The sequence below is a fragment of the Pedococcus sp. P5_B7 genome (assembly GCF_054049895.1).
In genome coordinates this window covers 43,407-69,009 of record NZ_JBFULM010000006.1, presented here as the reverse complement: position 1 = coordinate 69,009, position 25,603 = coordinate 43,407, and the positions used below count along the sequence as shown (strand labels likewise).

Here is a 25,603-nt window from a genome sequence, read left to right as displayed (position 1 = left end):
CGCTGGTTGGCCGTCGTGTTCGTCCTGCTGCTCGTCGTCCCGGTCCTGGAGATCGCGGCCATCATCGCGGTCGGCAAGGTGATCGGTGGCTGGCAGACCCTGGTGCTGCTCCTCGTCGAGTCCGCACTGGGGGCCTGGCTGGTCCGGCGCGAGGGTGCGCGGGCCTGGAAGGCCCTGACCACCGCCCTCACCACGGGGCAGATGCCCAGCCGCCAGCTGGCGGATGCCGCGCTGGTCCTCGTGGGCGGCACGCTGCTGCTCGCACCCGGCTTCCTGACCGACCTCGTCGGCTTCTTCTTCATCCTGCCGCTCACCCGTCCGATCGCCCGCACCGCCCTCGAGGCGGTGGTGGCGAAGCGGCTCCTCGGGGGGATCTTCGGCACCGGGCGTGGGGGAGCCGGCGGCCAGCCCCCGTCGGGGCCGGACATCATCGAGGGCGAGGTCCTCTAGGTTCCCGGCACGACGAAGGCCACGCCCTGGCGGGCGTGGCCTTCGTCATGCTCTTGGGTGGTCGGGGTGATTCAGGCGGTGCGCTTGCGGCGCGGCTTCTCGCCGCGCGACTCGCGCAGGAGGGTCAGCCGCTCCTCGAGCAGCTCCTCCAGCTCGGGGATGGAGCGACGCTCGAGCAGCATGTCCCAGTGGGTGCGGACGTGCTTGACCTGCTTGGCCTCGGGCTCTGGGCCGTCGACCAGCCGAGCCTCTTCGCCGCAGCGGCACTCCCAGGTGGGCGGGATCTCGGCCTCGATCGAGAAGGGCAGCTCCGTACGGTGGCCCAGGGGGCACACGTACGCGGTGATCTGGCGCTCGCTCGGAACGACGTGGTCGTCGGTCTCCAGGCTGTGCGAAACCATTCGGCTGCCCCGGAGGGTGCGTTCTGCCATGACGGGGTTCTCCCAACGTGCTTGGTACCCTGCCCGCTCGGGTGGGGGCGAAAGGGATTCGTTACTGCCAACGCCGCGGATGGGTTCAATGTTCCGAATCCGCGCGGTGTGTACCCGTGATGACGTAACAGCACGCCCCTGCGTTGTCCGATGTGACGCAAGTCACACGCGACGCGACCCTCAGACGACGGCGGGCACCTCGTTGCCGGCATCCACGATGCCCTGGCGCACGTCGACCTTCCGGAGCAGGACGAAGCCGAGGACGAAGAAGACGATGAGCGCCACGATGGCCGGCCGGTAGGAGTCGGTCAGCTGGTGGACGAGGCCGAACAGCAGGGTGCCGAACCAGGAGGTCCCGCGCTCCATGGCCTGGTAGAACGCGAAGAACTCCGCCTCGCGGCTCTTGGGGACCAGCTGGCTGAACAGCGAACGGCTCAGGGCCTGGCTGCCGCCCAGGACGATGCCGATGAGCACACCGAGGGCGACGAAGGGGATGAACGCCTTCTCGGGCACGAAGAACGCGGCGATGACGATGCCCGACCATGCGACGAGGGACCCGAGGATGGTGCGCCACGCGCCGTACCGCCGGGCGAACCGGCCGAACAGCAGGGCCCCGCCGAACGCCACGAACTGGACGAGCAGGATGAGCGCGATCAGCTGCTCCTGCGCGAACTTGAGCTCCTCCGCGCCGTAGAGGCTGCTCGAGGAGATGACGGTCTGGATGCCGTCGTTGAAGAAGAGGTAGGCGAGCAGGAACATCAGGGTGTTGGGGTAGGTCCGCAGGTCGCGGAAGGTGTGACCGAGCTGGGCGTAGCTGCCACGGACGATCCCGGCCGAGGGCCCCTCGACCCGGGCGATCTCGCCGCCCCGCAGGTTCCACAGGCCACGCACGGGGATGAGGGTGAACAAGCCCCACCACAGACCGGCCGACAGCATGCTGATCCGCACGGCCATGCCCTTGTCGACCCCGACCAGGTCGGGTTTGGAGACGATCACGAGGTTGATCGCCAGGAGCAGGCCACCCCCGAGGTAGCCCAGCGCCCAGCCCCGCGAGGAGACGTCGTCACGCTCGTCGGGGGACGCGATGCGGCAGAGGATGGCGTCGTAGACGACCAGCGACGAGCCCAGCGCGATGGTGGCCAGGATCATCATCACGGAGCCGAAGCGCCAGTTCTCGCCGCGGAGGAAGAACAGCAGCGAGGCAGCCACCGCCCCGGCCCAGGCAAAGCCGCCGAGCAGCCGCGCCGGGCGCGGGGTGCGGTCGGCGATCGCGCCGACGAACACCAGCAGGACCGCGCTGATGATCGTCGACAGCGTGACGGTGTAGGAGGCCACCGAGCCCGGGTCGAGCGGAGCCGTGAGGACGAGCAGCAGCCCACCGGCTCCGGCGACCGCCAGCGGGATGGGAGTCGGCAGCACGGTCGGCCGGTTGCGGATCATCTGGACGACGGTGAGCACCAGCGCGACGAGTCCCAGCAGCGTCAGCGCCAGCCCGACCTGCCAGACCCCACTCGGCAGGTCGGCCGCTGCGGGGATGACGTGCAGGTCGACGTGGCAGGCCGCGTCGCTGTCCTGGCCCGGGCAGGCGGCCTCCTTCGCGACGGTGGTCAGGTAGGGCGCGAACAGGACGGTCCCCACCGTGGTGACGAAGGCGGAGTTGGCCCAGTCGTACCAGTACCAGGCCMTGCGGTGGGCGTGGTGCTCCGACGTCGTCGACCGTGACGGTGCCGCCTCTGTTGTCATGCGTGAAGGGTGGCACAGCGGCCGGTCGGTCAGATGGGTATTCGTACCCAGATGCGACGGCGAGTCGGGGTGGTGCGGTGACTAGCCGGCATACTCCCAGTGCCACGGCTCGGGCAGCGAGCCGGAGGGCTCGGCCCAGTCGGGGTGGAACCACCCGTAGAGCGGCGCGTTCTGCTTCATCCACAGGTGGGCGGGGGTGCCGAAGTTGTTGATCCCGCCGCACAGGTCGACCGCGCGGCCCATGCCGTGCTCACTGCGACCGGGCGTGGCAGCCCACTTGCCCTTGACCGCCTTGACGGAGACCTGCTCGGCGTAGGAGCGGTACGAGTCGGTGACGCAGATGGGGGAGCCGGTGTCCTTCTGGTAGGCGATGCTCATGGCGTTGAACGCCGCGGCAGCACCGGGGCGAAGGCTCTGGCCGGCGGCGCCGAAGAGCGGGCAGAGGGCGGCAACCGGGATCTTGCCGTTGGGGTACTCGCCCTCGTTGGTGCTGCACGCCTTGACCGACCCGTCGGCGAGGACGCCGGGCACGACGAGCGCGGCGCGCAGCCGCTTCGTCGCCTCGATCGCCGCCGGGTCGCCACTGCCGAGGAGCAGCCCGGCGACCGGTCCGGCCTTGGCGACCTGCTCGGCGTGCAGCTGGCGGGTCGCGTCGAGCTGCGCCTTCTGCTCCGTGACCACCACGTCGAGCTTCTTCTTCGCGTCAGCGGCCGCGGTGGCGGCCTCGGTCGCGCGGGTGCTCGCCTCGACCGCCTTGAGGGCGATGGTGCGCTGCAGCTGGGTCTGGTTCTGGACGCGCTCGATCTGCCAGCTCCGCTGGTCGCTGAGGTAGGACAGCTGGGCGGCCGTGTCGCTCGCCTCCGCGGCGGGCTTGGCCAGGGTGTCGAGCAGGGTGCCCATGTCGCTGATGCTGCCGCCGGTGCCGGCGTAGGCGAGGTAGGCCCACTGGCCCAGGGCCCGGCGGTCCTCGCCCAGCCGCGTGCTCAGCTGCTGGTAGAGCAGGACGTTGCGGTTGGCCTCCTCGCGGGCGGCGCGCTCGGCATCCCGCGCGGCGGCGTACTTCTGGAGGAGCGCGTTGGCCTCGAGGGCTAGCCGGTCCAGCTTGGTGGCGGCCGCGGCGATCCCGGCGTTGGAGGCGGTCAGGTCCTCGGTCAGGGCATCGGCGGCGGCGATCTGCGCGGCCAGCTCCGAGGGGCTGAGGGTGCTCTCGCCACCGGCGCCCGGCGTGGCCGTGGCCCCGGCGGACATGGTGCCGCTGCCGGTGGTCACGCTGCCGGTCGCGGGCGGGCGGCTCGCGACGGTGGAGGCCGGGGGCGGGGTGGCTGTGGTGCTTGAGGACGATGTGACGGGTGGGGTCGTGCTCGAGGCGTATGCCGGGGAGAGACCTGCCAGCGTCACAACCGCCAAGGCGCCTGCGACCACGCTGGCTCGCATTCCGAGCCCGACCACGATCTGCCACTCCCTCGTCCGCCACCCCCCTCGGGCGGCTCTGCTACCTCAACGCAGGGTAACCCGGGAAGGTCACGGTCCGTCTCCTGCTTTCGGCGGAGAACTCCTGGCCATCAGGCTGACGCGGTGCCCTGCGGGACCGAGCCGACCGACCTCCTCGAACCCCCGACGCCGGTGGAAGGCGAGCGACGGCTCGTTCGGGGGGTCGACGTTGACCTCGAGCACCAGGCGGCCCCTCGGCGCGGCCGCCGCCTCGACCGCGTCGTAGACCGCCGAGGCGAGCCCCCTGCGCCGGAACCGGTCGGCGATGACGATCCGGTCGAGGTAGTCGAAGCGGTCACCGAACCGCTCGCTGAACCAGCGGTAGTTCTCGGAGTCGTAGTCGGTGCCCGGGCCGAAGACCAGGACGAAGCCTGCCGTCTCGCCGTCGCACTGGATGACGTCGGCGCGGGTGGCCCACCCGCGCAGCCGCGCGAGGTGCTCGCCGTCCAAGGGGGAGAGGAGCTCCACGTGGTCGGCGTTGAGCTGCAGCACGGCGGGCACGTCGTCGTCGGTCATCGGACGCAGCACGTCGGGGGCCTCCATGCTCCGAGTCTGCCACCCATGACGTTTGTCACTTTCGCGCGCGGCGTGGAGACTCCTCCACGCCGCTTTCGTCTGCTCGCCTGAAGGGGACACGCGATGCCCACCACCAGCACCACCACCAGCACCACCACCTTCATCCGCTCCGACTACGTCATCCTCGGCGCGGGCGGTCTGGCTGTCCTCGCTGCGGCGGTGACCCGATTCGCCGGCGGGGGAGCGGTGCTGCCGTTCGTCTGCTCCGCCGTCGCGGTGACCCTGCTGGCGTCGCTCGTCGGACGGTCGGTCGAGCAGCTCGGCGACCGGTTCGGTCCGGGGGCCACCGGGGTGCTGCAGTCGGCCCTGGGCAACCTGCCCGAGCTGTTCATCGCGCTGTTCGCGCTCAAGGCCGGGCTGGTCGGGGTGGTGCAGGCAGCCCTGATCGGCTCGATCCTGGCCAACCTGCTGCTCGTGCTCGGTCTGGCCTTCCTCGTGGGGGGCCTGAAGCACGGCACCCAGCAGCTCAACTCGGAGCGGGCGCGCAGCATCATCGTCCTGATGGTGCTCTCGGTGGCCGCGATGGTCGTGCCGTCACTGGCCCACTACGTCCACACCCCGGCCGCGGCGCACGAGAAGACACTGTCGCTCATCGTCTCCGTCGTGCTGCTCGTGCTCTTCGCGCTCACCCTCCCGGCCTCGTTGCGGAAGGAGTCCGGCAGCGAGGCGGAGACGGGCGCCGGTCAGGCTGAGGCACCACGGTGGCCGGTGTGGCTCGCCGTCGGCCTGCTCGCGGCCGCCGCAGCGGCCGCCGCCTTCGTCTCCGACTGGTTCGTCGTGGCGCTCGAGCCGGCCATGAACGCCCTCAGCATCTCGGACGCCTTCGCGGGCCTGGTCATCGTCGCCATCGCCGGCAACGCGATCGAGAACGTCGTGGGGGTGCAGCTAGCCGCGCAGAACCGGTCCGAGTACGCGTTCTCGATCGTCATCAACTCGCCGATCCAGATCGCCCTCGTCCTCGCGCCGCTCCTGGTGGTCCTCTCGGCGGTCTTCGGGTTCGCGTCGCTCACCCTGGTGTTCGCGCCGATGCTGGTGGTGTCGGTCGTGATCGCCGTGATCCTCACGGCCTTCATCACCTTCGACGGTGAGTCCACCTGGATCGAGGGTGCGGCCCTGATCGCGGTGTATGCCGTGATCGCCACCTCGTTCTGGTGGGGATGAGTTGTCCACAGCCGGGATGCGCCCCCGGACTTGTCCCCAGGCATCGGATGGGGCGATGGCAGAAGTGGGGGAGTGGCCCCACGGTTGACCCATGGACGAGGCCGGGGAGTGGAAGAACGAGGTCAGGCTGGTCGGTCGGATCAGCGTGGACGCGCAGGAACGCGAGCTGCCGAGTGGTGACCGCGTGGCTCAGCTGCGGGTGGTCGTGCCGCGGTCTACTGACACCGGCGCCGGGCGCGTCGACACCATCGACGTGGCGTGCTGGTCGGCTCGCACCCGTCGCAGCGCCCGCGGGCTGAAGGCGCAGGACCTCGTCGAGGTGGTCGGCGCACTGCGGCGGCGGTTCTTCCGCACGGGCACGGTGACGGTCAGTCGCTACGAGGTGGAGGCGTTGTCGCTGAAGCGGCTTCGCGCTGGGTCAGGAACTCCCAGGTCAGCCCGTGGGCGATGACGATCAGGCAGATGAGGGCGATCGCCGCCAGCTGGATCGGCGCCAGGTCGAGCAAGCCCGCCAAGGACGGCACCAGCCCGAGCACCAGGATCGCGGTGTAGAGGACGACGACCACCCACCGGTAGCGGCGGAACGGGCCGGGGTGGGGGACCCGACCGTCGAGCTGGATCAGCCGCCAGGTCGAGACGATCCCGACGAGCGACACCAGCCCGAACGTCGTGCGCCACATGAACGGTCGGTCCGGAGCCACCTGGGCGAACAGGCCCATCAGGGCCGGCAGGAGGAACGACAGGTAGATGCCGCCGGCGAGCTTGCGCACCTCGGGCGTGGACAAGAGCTGGGGCCGCCGCTCGAGCACGTTCCACCACAGGCCCACCAGCGTGAAGCAGCTGGCGGACAAGAAGGCATAGAAGCTCGACAGGTCCATGACGTCCTCCTCGCCGGGCAGTTCGCCCATGGTCCCACCCGGCACCTCGTGGCACGATCGCTGTGTGACCACCAGCTCGCCCGCAGGCGCCCCACGCACCCAGCAGCTGCGTGACCTGGCGGTGCTCCGACGCGTCCGGGACCGGATCGACCGCGAGTACGCACAGCCGCTCGACGTGGAGGCCCTGGCCAGGGGTGCGCACATGTCGGCCGGGCACCTGAGTCGTGAGTTTCGCAAGGCCTATGGCGAGTCGCCCTACGGCTACGTCATGACGCGCCGGATCGAGCGGGCGATGGCCCTGCTGCGTCGCGGCGACCTGAGCGTCACCGACGTGTGCTTCGCCGTGGGCTGCCAGTCGCTCGGCACGTTCAGCAGCCGCTTCACCGAGCTCGTCGGGATGCCACCGAGCACCTACCGGCGCGAGGCAGCGGAGTCAGTCGCCGGCATCCCGTCCTGCGTGGCCAAGCAAGTCACGCGACCGGTCAGGAATCGAGAAGCACCAGCCGTCGAGCCACAGCTAGCGTGACGGCCATGGACATCACCATCCACTCGAGCTTCCTGCCGCACGACGACCCGGAAGCCGCGCTCGGCTTCTACCGCGACATCCTCGGGTTCGAGGTCCGGGGCGACGTCGGCTACCAGGGCATGCGGTGGATCACCGTCGGCCCGACCGGGCAGCCCGGGACCTCGATCGTGCTGCATCCACCGGCCGTGGATCCCGGGATCACGGACGAGGAACGCCGGACCATCGTCGAGATGATGGCCAAGGGCACGTATGGCGGGATCCTGCTGGCGACGGCTGACCTGGACGACAYGTTCGAGCGCGTCCAGGCCAGCGGCACCGAGGTCGTCCAGGAGCCGACCGAACAGCCCTACGGCGTGCGCGACTGCGCGATCCGGGACCCTGCCGGCAACCTGATCAGGATCCAGGAGCGGCGCTGACAGCACCGCGGGGTGCTCGACGTCTTGTGCTCACGCTAGAACGCCGATAATCGACATTATGTCAATCTAGCGATTCCCGGACCCTTCCCCACTAGGTCGTGGCGGGCTCGAGGGCCATCGTCTCGACCGGTGCCACAGCCGGCGTGCGCCTCGGACGCGCGAACGCCAGCACCAGCACGACGGCCACCGCGATCATCGCCGCTGCGACGCCGAACCCGCGGTCAGCGCCGAGGACGAACAGCTCTCTGGCCCGGACGCTCGCCGACGGGCCCGAGGCCGCGCCCGGCCCTGCGGTGGCGAACACCGTGACCAGGACAGCCAGACCGACTGCTCCCCCGACCTGCTGCGTCACGTTCACCAGGCCCGAGGCGACGCCGGCCTCCTGCGGGGCCACCCGGGCCATGCCCGCGGCGGTCAGCGGCACGAACGCCGTGCCGTTGCCGAGGGCGAAGATGACCATCGACCCGATCAGGTGCGAGTACGTGGTGTCGACGTCGAGCCGGGTGAGCAGGACCAGCCCGACGGCCGACAGGACCATGCCGACGAGCATGACCGCCCGGCCCCCGAACCGGGGCACGAGGACCCGGGTGGCGAGCTGGGAGCTCACGAAGACCGACACCGGGAACGGCACGAACGCCAGACCGGTGCGCACCGGCGACCATCCCAGCACGAGCTGGAAGTACTGGCTGAGGAAGAAGAACGCGCCCATGCTCCCTGCCACCAACAACATCCGGGCCACGTAGGCGCTGGCTCGCTCGCGGTCGGCGAACAGGTGCAGCGGCGTGATGGGGTGCTCCACGGTGCGCTCGACGGCGACGAAGCCCGCCAGCAGGGCAACGGCGACGGCGAACGACGCCAGGGCAGTGGCACTCCCCCACCCGTCGGCAGCCGCCCGGATGAAGCCGTAGACCAGTGCGGTCATCCCGGCGGTGGAGAGCAGGCTTCCGGCGTAGTCGATCCGGCCGTGGTGGGCGCGGCTGTTCGGCAGGGCGGTCCGGGACAGTGCCAGCACCACGAGGCCGATCGGGACGTTGACGAACATCACCCAGCGCCAGGAGGCGTAGTTGGTGAGCAGTCCCCCGGCGATCAGGCCGATGGCGGCGCCGCTCGCCGACACGATCGTGTAGTAGCCGATCGCCCGCGTGCGGTCCTCTGCACGGGGGTACAGACCCATGAGGATGGCCAAGGCGGACGGCGCCACCAGCGCGGCACCGACACCTTGGGCGGCACGGGCCAGGAACAGGTGGGCACCCGCGTCGGCGAAACCGCCGAGCAGCGAGGCCATGGTGAACAACACCATGCCGACGGCGAAGACGGCACGGCGCCCGAACAGGTCGCCCGCGCGGGCGCCGAGCAGGAGGAGTCCCCCGAACGCGAGCGTGTAGGCGTTGACGACCCACGAGAGGTTGGCCGGCGCGATGTGCAGCGCCTGCTGCATGTCCGGCAGCGCGATGTTCACGATGGCCGCGTCGAGCACGATCATCAGCTGCGTCGTGAGCACGACGGCGAGGGTGAGCCAGGTCCGAGCAGACCGGGCTGGGGCAACAGTGGAACTCATGGATGGAGGTCCTTCCAGGCAGCGCGAGCTATGATGGCCTTGAAGCGGAGGATCCCTCCGCGTCGTTGCGAAGGATGGAAGCGGAGATTAACTCCGCTTCTGGAACTATACGGAGGATGCCTCCGGTTATGCAAGGTGGTGGCCAAGATGTCCCCTGACGAGGGCAAGACGTTGCGCGCGGATGCCGTGCGCAACCGGTCGCGACTGCTCGACGCCGCCACCGCCGCCTTCGCCGACCGCGGTGCGGACGCCTCCCTCGACGACATCGCCAAGGCTGCCGGCCTGGGCATCGGCACGCTCTACCGCCACTTCCCCACCCGCGAGGACCTCGTGCTGGCGGTGTACGGCGCGCAGATCGACGCCCTCGACCAGCGGTCCCGCGAGCTGGCGTCCAGTGACGACCCCGGCGAGGCGCTGCGGGAGTGGATGCGGGGCTTCGTCGACTTCTACGCCGTGAAGCAGGGCATGGTGACGCTGCTGCGCACCATGATGAACGGCAGCCGGGCCGGTCAGTTCGAGCAGACCCGCGCCACGATGCGCGAGGCGGCCGAGCGCGTGCTGGCGCCCGCGACCGAGGCCGGCGTCATCCGCAAGGACGTGGCGGCTCCGGAGCTGATCCGGGCCCTCGGCGGCATCTGCCTCACCAGCGACCCCAAGAGCACGCCACCGTCGTCGACCTTGGCGCTGGTCGACCTCGTCTACGACGGACTGCGTTTCGGCGCACCGGTCGCCGCCGTCTCACGCTGAGTCGCGAGCGGGGTCGTCATAGTCTCTTCTCCATGGACGAGACGGCCCCCACGCCCACCGACACCACGCCCACCGACACCACGGCATACGAGCTGAACGACGGCACCACGCTGCCGGCGATCGGTTTCGGCACCTACCCGCTCAGGGGCGAGGACGGCATCGCGGCAATGGTCGCGGCTCTGGGGTCGGGCTACCGACTGCTCGACTCGGCCGTCAACTACGGGAACGAGACCGAGGTCGGTGAGGCACTGCGCCGCTCCGGCCTGCCGCGCGAGGACGTGGCCCTCACCACCAAGATCCCGGGCCGCTTCCACGCGAAAGAGCTTGCGCTGCAGTCACTTCGCGACTCGGCCAGCCGATTCCAGGTCGAGCAGCTCGACCTCGCGCTGATCCACTGGCCCAACCCGAGCCAGGACCTCTACCCGCAGGCGTGGCAGGCCCTGGTCGAGGCCCAGCGCGACGGCCTGGTGCGCACCATCGGGGTCAGCAACTTCACTGAACGACACCTGCGCCGGATCATCGACGAGAGCGGCGTGACACCGGCCGTCAACCAGATCGAGCTGCACCCCTACTTCCCGCAGCCCGCGATGCGAGCGGTCCACGCGGAGCTGGGGATCCGCACCCAGGCCTGGAGTCCCATGGGCAAGCGGCAGGCGCCCTTCGACGAGCCCGCAGTGGCGGACGCTGCCGCCGCCCACGAGGTCACGCCGGGGCAGGTCATCCTGCGCTGGCACGTGCAGCTCGGCTCGCTCGCGCTGCCCAAGTCGGCCACGCCGGAGCGTCAGCGGCAGAACCTCGACGTCTTCGGGTTCGAGCTGTCCGGGGCCGAGATGGACGCGATCACCGCGCTCGGACGCCCCGACGGGCGGTTGTTCGGTGGCGACCCCGACACCCATGAGGAGATGTAGCCCTCACTCGAACGGCGACGGGTCCCCCGCACCCACTCGCGTGACCTCCGGGGTGCCGTCGGAGTAGTCGACCACGGTCGTCGGGTCGGTGCCGCACTCCCCCGCGTCGATGACCGCGTCGACCTGGTGGTCCAGCTCTTCCTTCACCAGCCAGCCCTCGGTCATCGGCGCCGTCTCCTCGGGCAGGATCAGCGTGCTCGACAGCATCGGCTCCCCCAGCTCGGCCAGCAGCGCCTGCACCACGCGGTTGTCCGGGATCCTGACACCCACGGTCTTCTTCTTCGGGTGCAGCAGGCGGCGCGGCACTTCCTTGGTGGCCGGCAGGATGAACGTGTAGGGACCCGGGGTAGCCGCCTTGATCGCGCGGAACACCCGGTTGTCGATGTGCACGAGCTGCCCGAGCTGGGCGAAGTCGGCGCAGACGAGCGTGAAGTGGTGCCTGTCGTCGAGGTGCCGGATCCGCACGATCCGCTCCTTGCCCTCCTGGTTGCCCAGGGCGCAGCCCAGCGCGTAGCCGGAGTCGGTCGGGTACGCGACCAGGCCCCCGTCCCGGATCAGCTGGACCGCCTGGCCGATGGCCCGTGGCTGCGGGTCCACGGGGTGCACGTCGAGATAGCGGGCCATGCAGCGACTGTATACAGGGCGACTATGTTGTTCGGCGTGCGAGCACTCGTGAAGACCCACGCCGGCCCCGGACTCGAGATGGTGGACGTCCCGGAACCGCAGCCCGGCCCCCACGACGTCAAGATCCGTGTCCTGCGCGCCGGACTCTGCGGCACCGACCTCCACCTCGAGCAGTGGGACGACTGGGCGGCCTCGACCGTCAAGGCGCCCATGACCATCGGCCACGAGTTCTACGGCGAGGTCGTCGAGGTGGGTGAGGACGTCGACTCGGTGCACGTCGGCCAGCGCGCCTCCGGCGAGGGCCACATCGTCTGTGGCACGTGTCGCAACTGCCGAGCCGGCCGACGTCACATGTGCATCCACACCAAGGGAATCGGGGTGAACCGCGATGGAGCCTTCGCCGACTTCGTCGTCATCCCGGCCTCGAACGTGTGGGTGCAGCCCGACGACCTCGACCCCGACCTCGGCGCGGTCTTCGACCCCCTGGGCAACGCCACCCACACGGCACTGTCGTTCCCCATGGCGGGCGAGGACGTCGTCATCACCGGCGCCGGGCCGATCGGCGTGATGGCCGCCGCACTGGCGCGCCACGTGGGCGCCCGACACATCGTCGTCACGGACCTCAGCGACTACCGCCTGGCGCTGGCCAAGGACGCCGGGGCCGACCTCGTCGTCAACGTGCGGACGTCCGACCTCGGGGAGGCGATGAAGACCCTGGGCATGAAGGAGGGCTTCGACGTCGGCCTGGAGATGTCCGGGGTGCCCAGCGCGGTGGAGGACATGCTCGCCCACATGAACCACGGTGGTCGGGTCGCGATGCTGGGTCTGCCCAAGGACCCCTTCCCCATCGACTGGGGGCGCGTGATCACGCACATGATCACCATCAAGGGCATCTACGGCCGCGAGATGTACGACACGTGGTACGCGATGAGCTCGATGCTCGGGAACTCCCCCGTCCTGCGCGACCGGATCGCGTCGGTCATCACCCACCGCCTCCCTGCCGAGCAATGGCAGGACGCCTTCGCCGCCGCCCGCTCCGGGCAGTGCGGCAAGGTCATCATGGATTGGAGCTGAGCGATGTACGGCACCGTCAAGGACGAGCTGGCCGCGACCCTGCGGGAGATCGAGGAGGCCGGCCTCTACAAGCGAGAGCGCGAGCTGTCCTCGCCGCAGTCGTCCCACATCAGGACCGCACGCGCGGACGGGGTCCGCGCCGAGGCGCTCAACTTCTGCGCCAACAACTACCTGGGCCTGGCCGACCACCCGGACGTGGAAGCCGCTGCGGCAAAGGCGTTGCAGGACTGGGGATTCGGCATGGCGAGCGTGCGGTTTATCTGTGGCACGCAGGAGCTGCACAAGCAGCTGGAGGGGGCGCTGTCAGACTTCCTCCAGATGGAGGACACCATCCTCTACTCGTCCTGCTTCGACGCCAACGGCGGTGTCTTCGAGGTCCTCTTCGGCGCGGAGGACGCGATCATCTCCGACGAGCTGAACCACGCCTCGATCATCGACGGCATCCGGCTCTCCAAGGCGAAGCGGTTCCGCTACAAGAACGCCGACATGGCCGACCTGCGCACCCAGCTCGAGGCGGCCACCGCCGCCGGTGCCCGACGCAAGGTCGTCGTGACCGACGGGGTCTTCTCGATGGACGGGTTCCTGGCGCCGCTGGACCAGATCTGCGACCTCGCGGACGAGTTCGGGGCGATGGTGCTCGTCGACGACAGCCACGCCGTGGGGTTCGTGGGCGAGGGCGGTCGCGGCACTCCCGAACGGTTCGGGGTCATGGACCGGGTCGACATCCTCACCGGCACGCTGGGCAAGGCCCTCGGTGGCGCGTCGGGCGGCTATGTCAGCGCGCACCGCGAGATCGTCGACCTGCTGCGACAGCGGTCGCGCCCCTACCTGTTCTCCAACGCCGTCGCGCCGAGCGTCGCGGCCGGTTCGCTCAAGGCCCTGGAGATCGCCGCCGGCTCGCAGGACGCGCGGGCCCGGCTGCAGGCCAACTCGGTCCTGTTCCGCGAGCTGATGACCGAGGCCGGCTTCACCCTCCTGCCCGGCGAGCACGCGATCACCCCGGTCATGTTCCCCGGCGACGACGGCGCGCGACTGGCGGCCCAGGTCGCCGACGCGATGCTCGAGCAGGGCGTCTACGTCATCGCGTTCTCGTACCCCGTGGTGCCGCAGGGCAACGCGCGCATCCGCGTGCAGCTGTCCGCCGGTCACTCCGAGGACGACGTGCGGGCCTGTGTCGCCGCCTTCGTGGCGGCCCGCGACCGGGTCGGCTGAGGCGCCCCGGTGGCCCGGCTGCTCTATTCGGCAATCGCCTCGCTCGACGGCTACACCGTCGACGCGTCGGGGAGCTTCGCCTGGGCGGCGCCGAGCGAGGAGGTGCACGCCTTCGTCAACGACCGTGAGCGCACCGTGGGCACCTACGTCTACGGCCGTCGCATGTGGGAGGTGATGCGCTACTGGGCCACCGACGACACGGGGTCCGACCGCTCGTCGGTGTCCGCCGACTACCGGCGGATCTGGCAGTCGGCCGACAAGGTCGTCGTGTCGAGCACACTGACTGGGGTCGACACGCCACGCACCGAGCTGGTGCGGGACCTGGCCGCCGCGGACCTCGCGCAGCGCAAGGCCACGGCGAGAGCCGACCTCGGCATCGGTGGCCCGACCCTGGCGGCCGAGGCCTTCCGAGCGGGCCTCGTCGACGAGGTCTCGCTCTACCTGCACCCGGTCTCGGTGGGTGGTGGGACTCCTGCCCTGCCCCGCGACACGACCGTCCACCTACGGCTCGCCGAGCAGCACACCTTCGGCGACGGGGTGGTGTTCCTGCGCTACCTGGTCGACCGGCGCTAGTCCTCAGCCAACCCGCTGACGATGGGGGTGCCCAGCACGACGGTGCGGGTGACCGTGCAGAGCCGGTCGTGGGACATCGCGATGGCCTTGGGGAGCATCTCGCGGGCCCGGTCACCGTCGGCACCCTCGGGGAAGGTCACCACGAACTCCACCCTGAGGTCGCCCATCCTGTTGCCGTCGTCATCCCGCAGCTTCTCCCCCGCCCCCGTCACGGTGAAGGAGGTGGGCTGGACCCGCTTGGTCGTGATGAAGTCGACGTCGGTGGCGCTGCAGCCCGCGATCGCGGCGAGGAAGAGCTCCACGGGGGTGAACTCGGTGGAGTCCCCTCCCCCGCCGATGAGCATCGTGCCGCCTCGCGCGTTGGTCACCTCGTACAGCCCCTTCTCGACCCGGGTCATGCTGATCGAGCGATGGCCCGGACCCGTACCGCCGGTTTCTTCTGCCATCAGGCACCCCACTTCTGCGCCAGCGCGCGGACGACGGTGATGTTCCGGGCGGTCCCCGGGACACCAAGGATGTTCTCGATGCGGGCACCGGTCAGCTTGGCCTCGTTGAACGGCACCGCGAACTCCATCAACACATCCTTGCCGATGACCGTGGCGCGCTCGCGCGCGGCCTCCTGCGCGTGCAGCTCCGTGGTCGCGGCGGCAGACGGCGTGGTGGTGCAGAAGCTCACGTAGCGACTGGTCTCCCCCTTCACCTGCTCGGGTATGCCGTCCACCTCCGCGAGCAGGGCCGGCAGCTCGGCGGGCTTGCGGGCGATCGCGACGATGTCGAAGCCGGCGTGGGCACTGAGGACCCGACCCACCTCGGCCTCGAGCTTGGGCACGCTGCGCAGGGGCGACGACACGAAGAAGTTGCCCGTCTGGATGTACGACTCGACATCGCCGAAACCGTTGTCCGACAACACTTCGCGCGCGTCGGCCATCTTCAGCTGACGCTTGCCGACATTGACCGCTCGCAGGAACACGATGTAGCCGGCCATCACAGCACGACCTCTCCAGCACCCACGACGCGGACCAGTCCCCCGACCGTGACCGTCCCCTCCTCGGTCACTGCGAGCTCGAGGGAGGAGGGCCGTGACACCTGCTCCCCCTGGCTGACGGTCCAGCGGCCGGACCGACCCTGGGCCACCATCCAGGCACCGAGGTTGGAGCAGGCCGACCCCGTGGCGGCATCCTCCGACACCGCCTGGCCATCGCTGATCAGGGCCCTCGCCTCGATCGCCCCCTCCCCCGACGGCGACCACACGTAGACGAGCGTCTCGCCACCTCGGGCGCCCATGCCGGCATACCCACCGAGCAGCTCGGGCCTGGCCCGGGCGCGGCGTACCGCGTCGACGGAAGCGGCCTGGGCGATCACCTGCGACGTGCCCACGCTGACCTGCTGCACGGGCTCGACGAGGTCGTCGGTCTCCAGCCCGAGCGCCGCAGCCACGTCGTCGACGACGAGGTCTGCCTCGACCCGGCCCGCGTTCGCCGTGAGGGTCCACCGGTCTCCCTGCGCCGCCACCGGGATCACTCCCGCCGGCATGGAGAGCCCGAGGCGGTCACCGAGCCCGTGCAGCTCGCGGGCGACGTGGGCGGTGCCGAGCGTCGGGTGGCCGGCGAAGGGCATCTCGAAGGACGTCGTGAAGATCCGCACACCCGCGTCGGCGCCGTCGACCGGTGGCACCAGGAAGGTCGTCTCGGACAGGTTGAACTGCCGCGCCAGGGCGAGCATCTGGTCGTCGGAGAGTGCGGAGCCGTCCTCGAAGACGCACAGCGGGTTGCCCGAGAACGGGTCGTCCGCGTGTGCGAAGACGTTGAGCAGCCGGTACCTCAAGCGCATGCGCCCACTCTGTCAGACTGGCGCCGTGACCTCACCGCCCCCGACTCCCGATGGCCGACTCGTGCTGCTGCGCCACGGCGAGACCGAGTGGTCGCGGTCCGGGAAGCACACCGGGCGCACCGACGTGCCACTGACCGAGCACGGCGAGGAGCTCGCCCGGCAGGCCGGTCGGCTGGTCGCCGACTACGACTTCGTCCTCACCCTCAGCTCGTCGTTGCAGCGTGCGCGACGGACGGCGGAGCTCGCGGGGCTGACGCCCGAGGTCGACGACGACCTCCTCGAGTGGGACTACGGCGGCTACGAGGGCCTGACGACACCCCAGATCCGGGACGAGCTCGGCTATGACTGGACCGTCTTCCGGGACGGGGTGCCGCCGGGCGACACCCCTGGAGAGACCGTCGAGGAGGTGGCGGCCCGCACGTCGCGGGTCGTCAAGCGCGCCATCGCGGCGATGGCCGAGGGTGACGTCGCGCTGGTCGGGCACGGACACTGCCTGCGCGTCCTCACCAGCGTCTTCCTGCGGCAGGAACCGCGCCTGGGGGCACAGCTGCTGCTCGACGCGGGTTCGGTGAGCGTGCTGCAGTTCGAGCGCGAGCAGCCCGCCATCCGGGTCTGGAACCATGGGCCGGCCGTGACCGGCCACTGACCCGGTCTGGCGCACGGCCGCGGTCGGTCAGTCTCGCGTCGTCCTCGTGCGCGGTGGGCGCACCACGGTGAGGTCGCCGCGCCGAGGATTCGGCATGGCCGCGGGAGCGCCCGGAACCTGCTGCGCCGGAACGGGATCGGGATCGACGGGCCAGTCCGCGGCCCCCTCCGCGTCGAACAGCGCGAGCGCGCTCGAGTCCCCCGGCGTGAACCGCGGGCCGTAGCGCACTCCCCCGAAACCCGCGTCGTCGAAGGCGCGCGCCCACGCCTGCGGCACGGCATACGGGACGGTCGACTCGATCTCACGGGTCACCCCGAACTCGGCCGCGCCGCGGTCCTGGGTGTCGGCGACGTCGCGCGCAGCCGGCAGGCGCAGTCGCGAGACCACCGCCTCCTCTAGGAGGCTCTCGGGGACCGCCTGCGAGCTGCCGAGGACCGGGCCCAGCCGCTCCCGCAGGGCGCTCAACGGGTCGAGCGCGACGTAGCAGGTGCCGCGCGGCGTCCGGAGGTCGAACCGGCCGGCCCCGTCGTTGCCGAACCACCACGGGCCCAGGTCGCGCCCGTGGGCGCGGTACAGGTCGGTGTCGGCGGCGACGGAGTATGCCGGGAAGCCGGCCACGGAGCCCGGCGGCGGACCGAGGGCAGTCCGCTCGCGCGCCGTCATGCGGCCCAGTGGCTGGCGTCGGCAGCAGCGGCTGCCGTCACCCGCGCCACCGAGGTCGGGGACGAACGGTGCACCACGAGGTAGTCGACGGCGCTGTGGTCGTCGAACGCTGCTGACGGCGTCGTGAGCCAGGCGCCGATCGACCAGCCGTCGGCTCCCTTGCGGACGAAGGCACCGACCGCCTCCTGCACGCCCGGGCGGACCGCGCCGTTGCGACCGAACTGCAGCGACGGGTAGACGAGGTGGCCGTCGGCGGTGCGGCAGGCCAGCACGGTCCCACGCCGCACCCGGTCGAAGAGCGCCTGGCGGGAGATGCCCAGCCACGCGACCAGCCCTGTCGTGTCGTAGAACGGACCCAGCGGCTGGTCGAGGGGGTGCACCGTCGGCAGGGCGGCCACCATGCGGTCCGCGATCGCCTCGACGTCACCGAGGTCGAGCCGACGTCCCTGCGCCGCCAGCTCGGCAGCGCGCTGCTGCACCCGGGCGCGGACCGCCTCGGTGAGGGCGTCGACGCTGGTGGGCTCGACGCTGGTGGGCTCGACGCTGGTGCACTCGACGCTGGTGGACTCGACGCTGTGGTGTCCGAGATCGGTCGTCGTGCGCGTGCGTGGCTCCATCGGTCCTCCTGCCGGTCGTCTCACTCCCCGTCCTCGCCGCCGTCACCAGCGGCAAGGCGTCAAGGGCGTCAAGGTCTACCGACAGGGTAACGCGCCGCGCCGACACTACCCGTCAGGGCAGCGGCCAGGTGTGCACCGGTTCGTTGCTGTGCATGTGCTCGGCGTAGAGCCTGAGCATCTCGGCCAGGGCCTTCTGGCGGTCCAGGCCAGCGGCCTCGAGCCGGTCGACCGTGTCGGTCTGCCAGGTCGCGCCGTTCGTGCTGGTCTTGCAGCGACCCTCGATGACGGACAAGTAGCGGTCGCGCACGGCCTCCGAGACGCCCCAGTCAGCCAGCCCTTCGTGGGCCATCGGCAGGAGGTGGCGGAGCACGAGCTCCTCGGCCCTGACCTCGCCGAAGCCCGGCCAGTAGAGCCGCGACTCGATGCCGTCACGGGCGGCGTTGTGGAAGTTCTGCTCCGCTGCGGCGAAGCTCATCTTCGACCAGATCGGGCGGTCGTCAGACGCGAGCTTGCGGATCACGCCGTAGTAGAAGGCGGCATTGGCCAGCACGTCGACCAACGTCGGACCCGCCGGCAGGACGCGGTTCTCGACGCGCAGGTGGGGCGTGCCGTCAACGATGTCGTAGATGGGCCGGTTCCAGCGGTAGACGGTGCCGTTGTGCAGCCGCAGCTCGGGCAGCGAGGGTGCCTCGCCGGCGTCGAGCATGGCCACCGGGTCCTCGTCGCTCACCTCGGCCAGCAGGGCCGGGAAGTAGCGGACGTTCTCCTCGAAGAGGTCGAAGATCGAGGTGATCCAGCGCTCACCGAAGAACACGCGTGGGCGGACCCCCTGGTTCTTCAGCTCGATGCTGCGGGTGTCGGTGGCCTGGCTGAACAGCTCGATCCGCGTCTCGGCGTGCAGCCGCTTGCCGAAGAAGTAGGGCGAGTTGGCCGCCAGGGCGATCTGCGGCGCGACCAGCGCCTGAGCGGCGTTCCAGTGCGCCGCGAAGTCCTGCGGCGCGACCTGGAGGTGCAGCTGGACGCTGGTGCAGGCGGACTCGGGCGCGATCGAGTCGCAGTAGGTCGCGACCCGCTCCCCCGTCGGCCCCTCGATGTCGAGGTAGATGTCCTCGCCACGCGCGTAGAAGATCGAGTCGTTGAGCGCGGTGTAGCGGTTGTTGGCGCTGATCCAGTCGCCCTCGAAGTGCTCGGGCATGATCGTCGGCAGGATCCCGACCGCGACGATGTGGGCGCCCCGCTTCTCGGCGGCCGCGCTGGCGGCGTTGAGGGAGGCGCGCATCTCGTCCTCGAGCTCGATGGCCGAGTCACCCGGGAGCGGGCGGGGCGGGACGTTGAGCTCGATGTTGTACTGCGCGAGCTCGGTCTGGTAGCCGGGATCGGCGATCGCCTCGAGCACCTCGGCGTTGGCGAACTTGGGCTGGTAGGCGTCGTCGACGAGGTTCAGCTCGATCTCCATGCCGGTCATCGGCCGGTCGAATTCGAACTGGCTCTGGGCCAGCATCCGCTCGAAGACGTCGAGGTTCTGCCGGACCTTCTCGCGGTACCGCTGGCGTTGCTCGCGCGTATAGCTCTGCGCGTTGACCTCTTCGCCCACGGAACCTCCTCCGGTGTTCCCCAGGGCCTGACACCGGTGTGGCGCCTTGCCTCAGGATGTGACGTGTGTGATGACCTAACCATGCGCAGGGCGCGCCTGCCAACGGCTGTCGGTCCGCTCTCCTAGCCTTCAGACGTGCGGTTCCTCCACACCTCCGACTGGCACCTGGGGCGTTCCTTCCACCAGGTGGGGCTGCTCGGCGCCCAGGCGGCGTTCGTCGACCACCTCGTGGAGACGGTCCGCGCGGAGGGCGTGGACGCCGTCCTCGTCTCGGGAGATGTCTACGACCGCGCACTACCCTCCCCCGACACGGTCGAGCTGCTCTCCGCCGCCGTCACGCGACTGATCGACGCAGGCGCCGCGGTGGTCCTGTCGAGCGGCAACCACGACTCGGCGATCAGGCTCGGGTTCGCCAGCGAGCTGCTGTCCCGCGCCGGCCTGCACATCCGCACCGCGACCGAGTCGATCGGCGTGCCCGTCCTCGTCGACGGCGTCGCCGTCTACCCCCTCCCCTACCTCGAGCCGGCCGTCGCCGCCGACTCGCTGGGTGCGTCCGAGCGTTCCCACGCCGGGGTGCTCCGCGCCGCGTTGGCCCGGGTCGAGGCAGACCGCGCCGCCCGTGGCGGCCCCTCCGTCGTCATGGCGCACGCGTTCGTCACCGGTGGGGCGACCAGTGACTCCGAGCGCGACATCTCGGTGGGAGGCGTCTCCGCGGTCCACCCCAAGGTCTTTGCCGGCGCCGACTACGTCGCGCTCGGCCACCTGCACGGACGCCAGCGGGTCACGGACGGCGTGCGCTACAGCGGGTCACCGGTGCCGCTGTCCTTCAGCGAGGCCAGCCACACCAAGGGTTCCTGGCTCGTCGACCTCACCGAGTCCGGTGTCAGCGTCGAGGCCGTGGACGCCCCGGTCGAGCGCCCGCTGGCCGTCCTGCGCGGCGACATCGACCTGCTGCTCACCGACCCTGCCCTGACCCCGGCCGAGCGCTCGTGGTGCCAGGTGACCCTGACCGACCCGGTGCGTCCCCTCGGTGCGATGGAGCAGCTCAGGCGGCGCTTCCCCCACACCCTGGTGCTCCAGTTCGACCCGCAGGGCGCACCCGTGCCGGTGCGCAGCTACACCCAGCGCACCGCGACCGAGTCCGACCTCGACGTGTGCTGCGCCTTCCTCGGCCACGTCCGCGGTGGGCACGGACCCTCCGAGGAGGAGCGCGCCGTGCTCGCTGCCGGGGTGGAGGCCGTGCGGGTCCAGCGTGCCGGTGCCGACGACGAGGGCCAGCTGCCGATGACGCTGCCCGCAGCGCGACGGGGCGTCGCGTGAGGCTCCACCGGCTCCAGGTGACCGCCTTCGGTCCGTTCGCCGGCACAGTGGAGGTCGACCTCGACGCGGCTTCGGCCGCTGGCCTCTTCCTGATCCGTGGCGCGACCGGAGCGGGCAAGACGAGCCTGCTCGACGCCGTCGCGTTCGCCTTGTATGCCGACGTCCCCGGCGCCCGCTCGAAGAAGCAGCTGCACAGCGACCACGCGGAGCGAGGGGTCGTCCCGTCGGTGACTCTCGACTTCACCGCCGGTGGGCGACGCCTGAAGATCGAGCGTTCGCCGGAGTTCCTGCGCCCCAAGGCCCGGGGCAAGGGCGAGACCAAGGTGCAGGCTCGAGCAGTGCTCTGGGAGCGACGCGGCACCGAGTGGGTGGCCCTCAGCACCCGTCACGACGAGATCGCCGACGTCGTCAAGGACGTGCTCGGCATGGGTCTCGAGCAGTTCAGCAAGGTCGTGCTCCTCCCCCAAGGAGAGTTCGCCGCGTTCCTGCGGGCCACCCCCGAGGAGCGGCGTTCGCTGCTCGAGCGACTCTTCGACGTCTCGTCCTTCGCAGGCCTCGAAGACTGGTTTGCGTTGCAGCGCAAGCACACTGCTGCCATCGTGGCCGACGAGCGAGCCTCGCTGAACGCCGAGCTGGCGGTCCTCGCCGACGTGCTGGCGGACGCCCCAGACCTCGGCGACGGTTCGCGCGACTGGTCCGACCTGCCGCTCGACGAGCTCCCCGCCGCGCTCGATGCAGCCCGGAGGGCGCTCGACGAGGGATCAACCGCCCGGCTGGCTGCAGTCGATGCGACGCGCCTCGCCGACGAAGCCGCCTCCACCGCACATGCCCTTGCACAGGAGACCGTCGCCCGGCGGTCACGGGGACTCGTCGCCCAGGCGGCCCTGACTGCCCTCGAGGCCGAGACCGAGGGCCGAGACGCCGCCGCCGCGCGGATCGAGCTGGCCGAGCGCGCCGCCTCCGTCGCGGGCGACCTCAAGGCCCTCGACCGGGTGACCGCGGCCCTGGAGTCAGCGCAGGGACGGGTGGCCTCGACCCAGCCGGACGTGGCCCGGTGGGCCCTCGACGGCCGGGGCTCGACTGCCATCGAGGAGGTCATCGCGCGGCTCGACGTCGGCGCGCAGGCGTTGTCGACCGCGCAGCGCATCCAGGCAGCGGTGCAGGAGCGGGAGCGCGCGGCCACCCTGCTCAGGGGTGAGCTGGGCAGCATGGCACGCAGTGTCGAACAGTCCGCCGGGCGCGTGACCACGATGGAGGCCGAGCTGGTCGAGGCGACTGCGGCCCTGACCACCGCGCAGCAGGGTGCGGCGCGGCTCGAGTCCGCGACGGCGCGGCTCGAGCGCGCCCGCGCGGTGCTCGCTGCGCGCCGCAGCCTCGACCAGACCCTCGACCGACAGACGGCCTGCCACACCCTGGTGGCCGCCCAGCGCACCACCGCGCAGGACCTGCGCGACGTCTACCAGGACCGCCGCCAGGCTCGACTCGACGCCATGGCCGGCGAGCTGGCCAGCCGACTGGCAGACGACCAGCCCTGTCCGGTCTGCGGTGCCCTGGACCATCCCCACCTCGCCTCCTCCACCGACCTGGTGACGGCGGACCAGGTCTCCGACGCGGAGGTCCGGTGGCAGCGCGCCGCTGACGAGCTCGCGGCTACCGAACGCACCGCTGCGGCCCTCGCGGCCACGGTGGTCCAGCTTCGCGAGCAGCTCGGTGGCGAGTCGCGCGACCAGGTCGCGCTCGACGCGGCCGTCACGCAGGCCCGCCACGACCTCGACGAGGCGACCACGTGCGCGCAGTCCGTCGACCCGGCGCGCAGCCGGGTGACGACCCTGACGGCGTCCGTCGAGTCACTGACGACCAGGCTGGTGGAGGACCGCCAGACCTGCGCGACCCTTGCGTCGCGGATCGACGACGTCGGTCTCCAGCTGGAGACCGACCGGGCAGCTCAGGTCGAGGCGCTGGGCCAGCACGCCGACCACTGCCCCTGTGCCGAGACAGGGGTGCGCGGGGCCGCTCCAGACCTGCGCGATCCCGACCGCATGCCCGCCACCAGCGCCGTCCACGCCAAGGCCGTCACGGTCGCGGCTGCCCACGCTGCCGCCGTCGTCGAGCTGGAGCGCGCGGAGCGTGACTCGGCCACGGTGGCCACCGCGACCGACGACTCCTTCCGCACTGCCGGCTTAACCGGCCCCGCAGAGGCCCGGGCCGGACAGCTGCCAGCCGCCGAGGTGACCCGGCTCCGTGCCGGCGTGGCCGCCCACGACGAAGCGGCCGTGGTGGCGCGCACGACCCTGGCCGAACCCGAGGTCCAGAAGGCTCTGGAGTCCGCCGACGTCGATGTCACCGCCCTGGCCGCTGGCCGAGAGGCTGCCCATGCCGCCCACACGGCTGCGGTGGCCGCTGACACCCTGGTGCGCCGCACGATGAGCGGCCTCGACCGCGTGCGGGGCAGCATCACCGCCCGGTGCGGGCGCATCACGGAGGCGGAGTCACACCATCAGGTCATCCGCGAGCTCGCCGACGCCGTGGCAGGCACGAGCACGAGCAACGAGCTGCGGATGCGGCTCTCCGCCTTCGTGCTCGCTGCCCGGCTCGAGAAGGTCGCGACGTTGGCGAACGAGCGGCTCTCCCGCATGGGTGAGGGCCGCTACCAGCTCCGCCACACCGACGGGCTGGCCGCGCGCGGTGCCCGCAGCGGTCTCGGTCTCGAGGTCCTCGACCTGTGGACCGGTCAGGCGAGGGCGACGACCTCGCTGTCCGGAGGCGAGTCGTTCATGGCCTCGCTCGCCCTCGCGCTCGGCCTCGCCGACGCCGTCCGCGAGGAGGCCGGTGGCTTCGACCTGCAGACCCTCTTCGTCGACGAGGGGTTCGGGACCCTCGACGACGAGAGCCTCGACCAGGTGATGGCCGTGCTCGACGACCTGCGCGAGGGCGGTCGCGCCGTCGGGGTGGTCAGCCACGTCGCCGAGCTGCGCACCCGCATCCCGAGCCAGATCGTGGTCCGCAAGACCGAGCGCGGCTCGTCGGTGCTTGTTTCAAACGCGCTGGTCACCAGCACCGACAAGTCCGCCCCAGCGGCCTGAGCTCAGCTCTCGAACGCCTCCGGCGGCGGGCAGCTGCAGACGAGGTTGCGGTCTCCGTACGCGCCGTCGATGCGGCCCACCGGCGGCCAGTACTTGTCCGCGGCCTCGACACCGACGGGGAAGGCCGCTGCGGAGCGCTCGTACGGGTACTCCCACTTGCCGGCCAGGGCCTTCGCCGTGTGGGGCGCGTTGCGCAGCATGCTGTCGGCGACCGCGACCTCACCGCCCTCGACCTCGGCGATCTCGTGCCTGATGGCGATCATGGCGTCGCAGAACCGGTCGATCTCGTAGCGGTCCTCGCTCTCGGTCGGCTCGACCATCAAGGTCCCGGCCACCGGGAAGGACATCGTGGGGGCGTGGAAGCCGTAGTCGATGAGCCGCTTGGCCACGTCGTCGACGGTCACACCGCTGCGCCGGGTGAGGTCACGCAGGTCGAGGATGCACTCGTGCGCGACCACGCCGTCGTGACCCGAGTAGAGCACCGGGTAGTGGTCGCGCAGTCGGGCGGCGATGTAGTTGGCATTGAGGACCGCGACCTGGGTGGCCCGGGTCAGACCGGCGCCACCCATCAGCCGCACGTAGGCCCACGAGATCGGCAGGATGCTGGCCGAGCCGTAGGGAGCAGCGGAAATGGGTCCGACGCCACCCTCGGGACCGGCCTCGGCGGCGAGCGGGTGGTTGGGCAGGTGCGGGGCCAGGTGCGAGCGCACCGCGACGGGCCCGACGCCGGGACCGCCACCGCCGTGCGGGATGCAGAAGGTCTTGTGCAGGTTCAGGTGCGAGACATCCGCCCCGAACTTGCCGGGACGCGCCAACCCGACGAGGGCGTTGAGGTTCGCCCCGTCCACGTAGACCTGGCCACCGGCGTCGTGCACGAGCGCGCACAGCTCGGTGATGGTGTCCTCGAAGACCCCGTGCGTGGACGGGTAGGTGACCATGATCGCGGCGAGGTCATCGCGGTGCTGCTCGATCTTGGCCCTGAGGTCCTCCATGTCGACGTCGCCACCTGCGGCGGTCTTGACGACGACCACCTTCATGCCGGCCATCACCGCGGACGCGGCGTTGGTGCCGTGCGCGCTGGCGGGGATCAGGCAGATGTTGCGCTGCGACTGGCCGTTCGCCTCGTGGAAGGCGTGGATGGCGAGCAGGCCCGCGAACTCACCCTGCGAACCGGCGTTCGGCTGGAGGGAGACGGCGTCGTAGCCGGTGATCTCACAGAGCCAGTCGGAGAGCTCACCGATGAGGTCGCGGATGCCCTCGGTCTGGTGGGCCGGAGCGAACGGGTGCAGCTCGGCGAACTCGGGCCAGGTCACCGCGACCATCTCGGTGGTCGCGTTGAGCTTCATGGTGCACGACCCCAGCGGGATCATGCCGCGGTCCAGGGCGAAGTCGCGGTCGGAGAGACGGCGCAGGTAGCGCAGCATCGACGTCTCGCTGTGGTGGCTGCTGAACACCGGGTGGGTGAGGTAGTCGCGGGGGGGG

Annotated in this window: 27 protein-coding genes; 13 read left to right on the top strand and 14 right to left on the bottom strand. The window is 70.8% G+C overall.

Translation table 11 applies throughout. The features are described 5' to 3' along the window. Window positions 1–15 precede the first annotated feature (15 nt). Window positions 16–450, top strand: a complete 435-nt coding sequence (locus ACXJKD_RS14175; RefSeq protein ID WP_457255263.1) for an FxsA family protein — start codon at window positions 16–18, stop codon at window positions 448–450. Between the two features lie 71 nt (window positions 451–521). On the opposite strand, the gene ACXJKD_RS14170 is transcribed toward ACXJKD_RS14175, so the two are convergent. The 4 genes from ACXJKD_RS14170 to ACXJKD_RS14155 all read right to left on the bottom strand — a co-directional run bounded on the left by ACXJKD_RS14170 (window position 522) and on the right by ACXJKD_RS14155 (window position 4,658). Further along, window positions 522–881, bottom strand: a complete 360-nt coding sequence (locus ACXJKD_RS14170; protein ID WP_056885115.1) for an RNA polymerase-binding protein RbpA — start codon at window positions 879–881, stop codon at window positions 522–524. A gap of 180 nt (window positions 882–1,061) precedes the next feature. Next, a complete protein-coding gene (locus tag ACXJKD_RS14165) occupies window positions 1,062–2,624 on the bottom strand; it encodes an MFS transporter (RefSeq protein ID WP_457255262.1) in 1,563 nt (520 codons plus the stop codon). An 81-nt stretch (window positions 2,625–2,705) separates the two neighbouring features. Continuing rightward, window positions 2,706–3,893: a M15 family metallopeptidase gene (locus ACXJKD_RS14160; protein ID WP_457255261.1), complete on the bottom strand. Its 1,188-nt coding sequence runs from the start codon at window positions 3,891–3,893 to the stop codon at window positions 2,706–2,708. Between the two features lie 252 nt (window positions 3,894–4,145). Then, window positions 4,146–4,658 carry a GNAT family N-acetyltransferase gene (locus tag ACXJKD_RS14155; protein ID WP_457255260.1) on the bottom strand — a complete coding sequence of 171 codons (513 nt, stop codon included), beginning with the start codon at window positions 4,656–4,658 and terminating at the stop codon, window positions 4,146–4,148. Window positions 4,659–4,754: 96 nt separating this feature from the next. Here ACXJKD_RS14155 and cax point away from each other — a divergent pair, with 96 nt between their 5' ends. Together cax and ACXJKD_RS14145 are read left to right on the top strand one after the other, a co-directional pair. Further along, window positions 4,755–5,852, top strand: coding sequence for a calcium/proton exchanger (gene cax, locus ACXJKD_RS14150; RefSeq protein ID WP_457255259.1), 1,098 nt, complete (start codon window positions 4,755–4,757; stop codon window positions 5,850–5,852). A 91-nt stretch (window positions 5,853–5,943) separates the two neighbouring features. After that, the gene (locus tag ACXJKD_RS14145) at window positions 5,944–6,303 is read left to right on the top strand and encodes a single-stranded DNA-binding protein (protein WP_457255258.1); all 360 of its coding nucleotides are present in this window, start codon (window positions 5,944–5,946) and stop codon (window positions 6,301–6,303) included. Here the strand turns inward: ACXJKD_RS14145 and ACXJKD_RS14140 are convergent. Continuing rightward, complete coding sequence (locus tag ACXJKD_RS14140) at window positions 6,221–6,760, bottom strand: hypothetical protein (RefSeq protein WP_457255257.1); 540 nt, start codon at window positions 6,758–6,760, stop codon at window positions 6,221–6,223. The two genes, ACXJKD_RS14145 and ACXJKD_RS14140, sit on opposite strands and share 83 nt — an antisense overlap. Before the next feature lie 34 nt (window positions 6,761–6,794). On the opposite strand from ACXJKD_RS14140, the gene ACXJKD_RS14135 reads away from it, so the two are divergent. Together ACXJKD_RS14135 and ACXJKD_RS14130 are read left to right on the top strand one after the other, a co-directional pair. Beyond that, complete coding sequence (locus ACXJKD_RS14135; protein ID WP_457255256.1) at window positions 6,795–7,256, top strand: helix-turn-helix transcriptional regulator; 462 nt, start codon at window positions 6,795–6,797, stop codon at window positions 7,254–7,256. A 5-nt stretch (window positions 7,257–7,261) separates the two neighbouring features. Beyond that, the gene (locus ACXJKD_RS14130; protein WP_457255255.1) at window positions 7,262–7,672 is read left to right on the top strand and encodes a VOC family protein; all 411 of its coding nucleotides are present in this window, start codon (window positions 7,262–7,264) and stop codon (window positions 7,670–7,672) included. Window positions 7,673–7,763: 91 nt separating this feature from the next. Here the strand turns inward: ACXJKD_RS14130 and ACXJKD_RS14125 are convergent, their stop codons facing one another. Beyond that, window positions 7,764–9,230, bottom strand: a complete 1,467-nt coding sequence (locus ACXJKD_RS14125; protein WP_457255254.1) for an MFS transporter — start codon at window positions 9,228–9,230, stop codon at window positions 7,764–7,766. A 147-nt stretch (window positions 9,231–9,377) separates the two neighbouring features. Between ACXJKD_RS14125 and ACXJKD_RS14120 the strand changes: the two genes are divergently transcribed. Together ACXJKD_RS14120 and ACXJKD_RS14115 are read left to right on the top strand one after the other, a co-directional pair. After that, window positions 9,378–9,977 carry a TetR/AcrR family transcriptional regulator gene (locus ACXJKD_RS14120; RefSeq protein WP_457255253.1) on the top strand — a complete coding sequence of 200 codons (600 nt, stop codon included), beginning with the start codon at window positions 9,378–9,380 and terminating at the stop codon, window positions 9,975–9,977. Window positions 9,978–10,009: 32 nt separating this feature from the next. After that, on the top strand, window positions 10,010–10,885 hold the full coding sequence (locus tag ACXJKD_RS14115; RefSeq protein WP_457255252.1) for an aldo/keto reductase: 876 nt from the start codon (window positions 10,010–10,012) through the stop codon (window positions 10,883–10,885). 3 nt (window positions 10,886–10,888) lie between these two features. Here the strand turns inward: ACXJKD_RS14115 and ACXJKD_RS14110 are convergent, their stop codons facing one another. Continuing rightward, on the bottom strand, window positions 10,889–11,509 hold the full coding sequence (locus ACXJKD_RS14110; protein ID WP_457255251.1) for an L-threonylcarbamoyladenylate synthase: 621 nt from the start codon (window positions 11,507–11,509) through the stop codon (window positions 10,889–10,891). Window positions 11,510–11,545: 36 nt separating this feature from the next. Here ACXJKD_RS14110 and tdh point away from each other — a divergent pair, with 36 nt between their 5' ends. Genes tdh through ACXJKD_RS14095 form a run of 3 tightly spaced genes read left to right on the top strand, consistent with a single transcriptional unit; the run spans window position 11,546 to window position 14,368 of the window. Next, window positions 11,546–12,583, top strand: coding sequence for an L-threonine 3-dehydrogenase (gene tdh, locus ACXJKD_RS14105; RefSeq protein ID WP_457255250.1), 1,038 nt, complete (start codon window positions 11,546–11,548; stop codon window positions 12,581–12,583). A gap of 3 nt (window positions 12,584–12,586) precedes the next feature. Then, window positions 12,587–13,795, top strand: a complete 1,209-nt coding sequence (locus tag ACXJKD_RS14100) for a glycine C-acetyltransferase (RefSeq protein WP_457255249.1) — start codon at window positions 12,587–12,589, stop codon at window positions 13,793–13,795. 9 nt (window positions 13,796–13,804) lie between these two features. After that, the gene (locus ACXJKD_RS14095) at window positions 13,805–14,368 is read left to right on the top strand and encodes a dihydrofolate reductase family protein (protein WP_457255248.1); all 564 of its coding nucleotides are present in this window, start codon (window positions 13,805–13,807) and stop codon (window positions 14,366–14,368) included. Here the strand turns inward: ACXJKD_RS14095 and ACXJKD_RS14090 are convergent. Genes ACXJKD_RS14090 through ACXJKD_RS14080 form a run of 3 tightly spaced genes read right to left on the bottom strand, consistent with a single transcriptional unit; the run spans window position 14,365 to window position 16,198 of the window. Further along, on the bottom strand, window positions 14,365–14,814 hold the full coding sequence (locus ACXJKD_RS14090; protein WP_457255247.1) for an OsmC family protein: 450 nt from the start codon (window positions 14,812–14,814) through the stop codon (window positions 14,365–14,367). The two genes, ACXJKD_RS14095 and ACXJKD_RS14090, sit on opposite strands and share 4 nt — an antisense overlap. Then, window positions 14,814–15,353: a DUF1697 domain-containing protein gene (locus ACXJKD_RS14085; protein ID WP_457255246.1), complete on the bottom strand. Its 540-nt coding sequence runs from the start codon at window positions 15,351–15,353 to the stop codon at window positions 14,814–14,816. Before ACXJKD_RS14085 ends, ACXJKD_RS14090 begins: the two co-directional genes overlap by 1 nt. Continuing rightward, window positions 15,353–16,198: a PhzF family phenazine biosynthesis protein gene (locus ACXJKD_RS14080; protein WP_457255245.1), complete on the bottom strand. Its 846-nt coding sequence runs from the start codon at window positions 16,196–16,198 to the stop codon at window positions 15,353–15,355. Before ACXJKD_RS14080 ends, ACXJKD_RS14085 begins: the two co-directional genes overlap by 1 nt. A gap of 25 nt (window positions 16,199–16,223) precedes the next feature. Here ACXJKD_RS14080 and ACXJKD_RS14075 point away from each other — a divergent pair, with 25 nt between their 5' ends. Further along, the gene (locus tag ACXJKD_RS14075) at window positions 16,224–16,844 is read left to right on the top strand and encodes a histidine phosphatase family protein (RefSeq protein ID WP_457255244.1); all 621 of its coding nucleotides are present in this window, start codon (window positions 16,224–16,226) and stop codon (window positions 16,842–16,844) included. Window positions 16,845–16,871: 27 nt separating this feature from the next. Here ACXJKD_RS14075 and ACXJKD_RS14070 read toward each other — a convergent pair whose 3' ends face one another. From ACXJKD_RS14070 to ACXJKD_RS14060, 3 genes are all read right to left on the bottom strand, one after another. Beyond that, a complete protein-coding gene (locus ACXJKD_RS14070; RefSeq protein WP_457255243.1) occupies window positions 16,872–17,507 on the bottom strand; it encodes an RES family NAD+ phosphorylase in 636 nt (211 codons plus the stop codon). Further along, window positions 17,504–18,124 (bottom strand): hypothetical protein, encoded by a 621-nt coding sequence (locus ACXJKD_RS14065; RefSeq protein WP_457255242.1) that lies wholly within the window; start codon window positions 18,122–18,124, stop codon window positions 17,504–17,506. Before ACXJKD_RS14065 ends, ACXJKD_RS14070 begins: the two co-directional genes overlap by 4 nt. A gap of 112 nt (window positions 18,125–18,236) precedes the next feature. Further along, entirely contained in the window at window positions 18,237–19,718 is a 1,482-nt protein-coding gene (locus ACXJKD_RS14060; RefSeq protein WP_457255241.1) for a glutamate--cysteine ligase, read from the bottom strand. Window positions 19,719–19,853: 135 nt separating this feature from the next. Here ACXJKD_RS14060 and ACXJKD_RS14055 point away from each other — a divergent pair, with 135 nt between their 5' ends. Both ACXJKD_RS14055 and ACXJKD_RS14050 read left to right on the top strand, forming a co-directional pair. Beyond that, window positions 19,854–21,038: an exonuclease SbcCD subunit D gene (locus ACXJKD_RS14055; RefSeq protein ID WP_457255240.1), complete on the top strand. Its 1,185-nt coding sequence runs from the start codon at window positions 19,854–19,856 to the stop codon at window positions 21,036–21,038. After that, entirely contained in the window at window positions 21,035–24,121 is a 3,087-nt protein-coding gene (locus ACXJKD_RS14050) for an AAA family ATPase (protein WP_457255239.1), read from the top strand. Before ACXJKD_RS14055 ends, ACXJKD_RS14050 begins: the two co-directional genes overlap by 4 nt. 2 nt (window positions 24,122–24,123) lie before the next feature. Here the strand turns inward: ACXJKD_RS14050 and gcvPB are convergent. Further along, a partial coding sequence (gene gcvPB, locus ACXJKD_RS14045; protein ID WP_457255238.1) for an aminomethyl-transferring glycine dehydrogenase subunit GcvPB occupies window positions 24,124–25,603 on the bottom strand: 1,480 nt, incomplete at its 5' end.